Genomic DNA, 3,388 nt, shown 5'->3' with positions numbered 1-3,388 from the left:
CATCGCTGGCGCCCGTCACGAAGACGGCCCCGAGGACCATGTAGGCCGCGACCACGTCCCGCGCCGCCGTCGACCGGCCCGCGAACGCGTCCAGCAGCCGGTCGACGGTGCCGGGGATGCTGCCGAGCGCCGGATGGGCGGTCATTCCGGGGATGTCCTCGAAGAGGATCTTGATCTCGCGGCGGAAGCGCATGGCGAGATCGACGTAGCCGGTGACCGCGGCTTCCGTCGCCGCCCGCCCGTCGAGGCCCAGGAGCCGGGCGTCGAGGGCGGCGAGCCCCTCGCCGGCCGGGGTCAGCAGCTCGGTGAGGATCGCTTCCTTGCTGGTGAAGTGGTACAGCAGGGACGCCTTCGAGCAGCCGACGGTGGTGGCGATGTCGTGCAGCGACGTGCCTTCGTAGCCGCGGGTCGCGAACAGCTGCAACGCCGATTCCAGGATGTGTCCGCGCAGGGCGGAGGCCGGGCGTGCCATGCGTCCACCATAACTGTCCGATCGGTCAGCTTTGGCGGACGGGGTGGCGGGGTGGCCGGACGGGACGGCCTGACACCCTTGGACGCCTTCCCGCGCGCCTGCGGAAAACCGCAGGGTGCCGCTGGCGGAAATCCGCAGTGAGCCCGGCGGTATCCCGCATACCGGGGCTGGTCTGCGGTTTCTATTGTTGTGGGGGAAGCGCGATGTACGCGCCGAAACCGCTGGTACCACTCCGCCGGACGTCGGAACCGTTCGCCGGACCCGCCCCGCGCCCTCTTGGAGACCACTGATGAATGACGTAAGGCTCGCTCTCTCGCAGGAACCTGCGGGAGGCGTCGCGGGCTGGGCCGCCGATCTCGTGGACACCATGGGGGCGCCGGGCGCGGGCCTCGCCATCGCGCTGGAGAATCTCTTCCCGCCGCTGCCGAGCGAGATCATCCTGCCGCTGACCGGCTTCGCGGCGGGTCAGGGAGTGATCAGCCTGGAGTCCGCGATCTTCTGGACCACGCTCGGTTCGGTGGTGGGAGCGGTCGTCCTGTACTGGGTGGGGATGCTCTTCGGCCGCGAGCGGATGCACGCGATCTGGGCGAAGCTGCCGCTGGTCAAGGACGCCGATCTGGTGCGTACGGAGCAGTGGTTCGCCAAGCACGGCACCAAGGCCGTCTTCCTGGGCCGCATGGTGCCCATATTCCGGAGTCTGATCTCGGTGCCGGCCGGAGTCGAGCGCATGCCGCTGCCGGTCTTCATATCCCTGACCACTCTCGGCAGCCTGCTGTGGAACTCGGTTCTGGTGATGGCCGGTTACTGGCTGGGCGACCAGTGGCATCTGGTGGAGACATACGTCGGGCTGCTCTCCAAGGTGGTGCTCGCCCTGGTCGTGCTCGCCGTCGTCGCGTACACGCTCACGCGCGTGGGGCCTCTCGCCGGCAGTGGTCAGCGGCGGCGCGGGCGAGCGGGGAGGGGTTGAGGCGGGCGAAACCCTCCTGGCGCTCGTAGGGGAAGTAGGGATACGGCGCGGGCTTGGCGCTCGACGCGTCGAGCCGCGCCACCTGCTCGGGCGTCAGCTCCCACCCGACGGCACCGATGTTCTGGCGCAGTTGCTCCTCGTTGCGGGCCCCGATGATGACGGAGGACACGGTGGGGCGCCGCAGCAGCCAGTTGATGGCCACCTGGGGGACGGTCCTGCCGGTCTCCTCCGCGATCTCGTCGAGGGCGTCGACCACACGGAAGAGGTGCTCGTCCTCGACGGGCGGCCCGAAGTCGGCGGTCTCGTGCAGTCGGCTGCCCGCCGGCAGCGGCCGGCCACGGCGCAGCTTGCCGGTGAGCCGCCCCCACCCCAGCGGGCTCCAGACCATCGCGCCGACACCCTGGTCGAGGCCGAGGGGCAGCAGTTCCCACTCGTAGTCGCGGCCGACGAGCGAGTAGTAGACCTGGTGCGCCACATAGCGTGGATGGCCGTGCTTCTCGGCGGCGGCCAGCGACTTCATCAGCTGCCAGCCGGAGAAGTTGGAGACGCCGACGTAGCGGATCTTCCCCGACCGTACGAGCAGGTCGAGCGTGGACAGCACCTCCTCGACGGGGGTCGCCGCGTCGAACGCGTGGAGCTGGAAGAGGTCGATGTGATCGGTGCCGAGCCGGCGCAGCGCGTCCTCCGTCGCCCGTATGAGCCGCGAGCGCGAGGATCCCGCGTCCGCGGGTCCGTCGCCCATCGGCAGGCTCGTCTTGGTCGACAGGAGCACCTCGTCCCGACGCCCCTTGATGGCCTGGCCGAGGACGTCCTCGGAGGCACCCGCCGAGTACACGTCCGCCGTGTCGAACATCGAGACGCCCGCCTCCAGGCAGATGTCCACGAGCCGGCGCGCCTCCTGCGCGTCGGTGTTGCCCCACGCGCCGAAGAGCGGCCCCCGGCCGCCGAACGTGCCCGCTCCGAAGCTGAGGGCCGGGACCTTGAGCCCGGACGCTCCCAGTTGCCTGTACTCCATGACGACCCCTCCACCAGAACGGAAAAACACTAACGGGACTTCGGTCCCTTTAGGATGGTCCCAACGTAACAGAGGAGTGCGACTAATGAAACTGGAGTCTCGTTATGGGGGTGAGGTGTGCCGATGAGTCCTGAGGAGAACGACGACACCGGTGGCGATCCCGGGACCCTGCGCCCCGGAGGCCGTACAGCTCGGGTGCGCGCCGCGGTGCTCCGGACGGCCGGCGACGCCCTCGCCGAGGACGGCTTCGCGCGGCTGGACCTCGCCGATGTCGCGCGCCGCGCGGACGTGGGCAAGTCGACCGTGTACCGCCGCTGGGGGACGGTGGCCGGTCTCGTCGCCGATCTGCTGACGGACATGGCCGAGCAGTCGCTGCCGCGCACCGAGACCGGTTCGCTGCTCGGCGATCTGAAGGCCAACGCCGAACTCGTACGCGGCACGCTGGCCGACCCGCGGCAGGGCGCGCTGTTCAAGGCGGTGATCGCGGCGGCCACGACGGACGCGAGGACGGCCGAGTCCCTGCACCGCTTCTACGAGATCCGGGTCGCCGAATGGGCACCCTGCGTCGAACAGGCAGTGGAGCGCGGCGAGTTGCCGGCGGGGACCGACCCGCACGAAGTGATCCGCGCGGTCTCCGCCCCCCTCTACTACCGGCTGCTGACCAGCGACGCGCCCCTCGACGAGGCGGCGGGCATACGAGCGGCGGAAGCGGCCGCGGCGGCGGCGCGGGCGGGCGTCTACGCGTAGGGCACGGAGGTCGGGGTGAGGCGGTTCGGGGCCGTGAGCCGGTTACCTGGGGCGCGGTAATCGGGGACCCGGCGGACGGCGGCGGACGCAAGCTCGTCGTGGCCGGCCACTCGCGTGGGCGGTTCGCCGCCGCGGCCGCTTCCGCCGCTCGTATGCCCGCCGCCTCGTCGAGGGGCGCGTCGCTGGT

The 3,388-nt window shown here is 70.7% G+C and carries 4 protein-coding genes; 2 read left to right on the top strand and 2 right to left on the bottom strand.

Features of this window, described 5'->3' with window-relative positions; all coding sequences use genetic code 11:
• Positions 1–472 (bottom strand): TetR/AcrR family transcriptional regulator (locus GXP76_RS34765; protein WP_242575605.1); only part of this gene is annotated, 472 nt, incomplete at its 3' end.
• Positions 473–761: 289 nt separating this feature from the next.
• Here GXP76_RS34765 and GXP76_RS34760 point away from each other — a divergent pair.
• The gene (locus GXP76_RS34760; RefSeq protein WP_242575604.1) at positions 762–1,439 is read left to right on the top strand and encodes a DedA family protein; all 678 of its coding nucleotides are present in this window, start codon (positions 762–764) and stop codon (positions 1,437–1,439) included.
• Here GXP76_RS34760 and GXP76_RS34755 read toward each other — a convergent pair.
• Complete coding sequence (locus GXP76_RS34755) at positions 1,375–2,454, bottom strand: aldo/keto reductase (protein WP_242575603.1); 1,080 nt, start codon at positions 2,452–2,454, stop codon at positions 1,375–1,377. The two genes, GXP76_RS34760 and GXP76_RS34755, sit on opposite strands and share 65 nt — an antisense overlap.
• A 123-nt stretch (positions 2,455–2,577) precedes the next feature.
• On the opposite strand from GXP76_RS34755, the gene GXP76_RS34750 reads away from it, so the two are divergent.
• Positions 2,578–3,201 (top strand): TetR/AcrR family transcriptional regulator, encoded by a 624-nt coding sequence (locus GXP76_RS34750; protein WP_242575602.1) that lies wholly within the window; start codon positions 2,578–2,580, stop codon positions 3,199–3,201.
• Positions 3,202–3,388: the final 187 nt, after the last annotated feature.

Origin of the sequence: Streptomyces sp. NP-1717, assembly GCF_022695985.1 — a bacterium.
In the GTDB taxonomy this organism is placed as follows: domain Bacteria; phylum Actinomycetota; class Actinomycetes; order Streptomycetales; family Streptomycetaceae; genus Streptomyces.
This window is presented reverse-complemented; position numbering and strand designations above follow the sequence as displayed.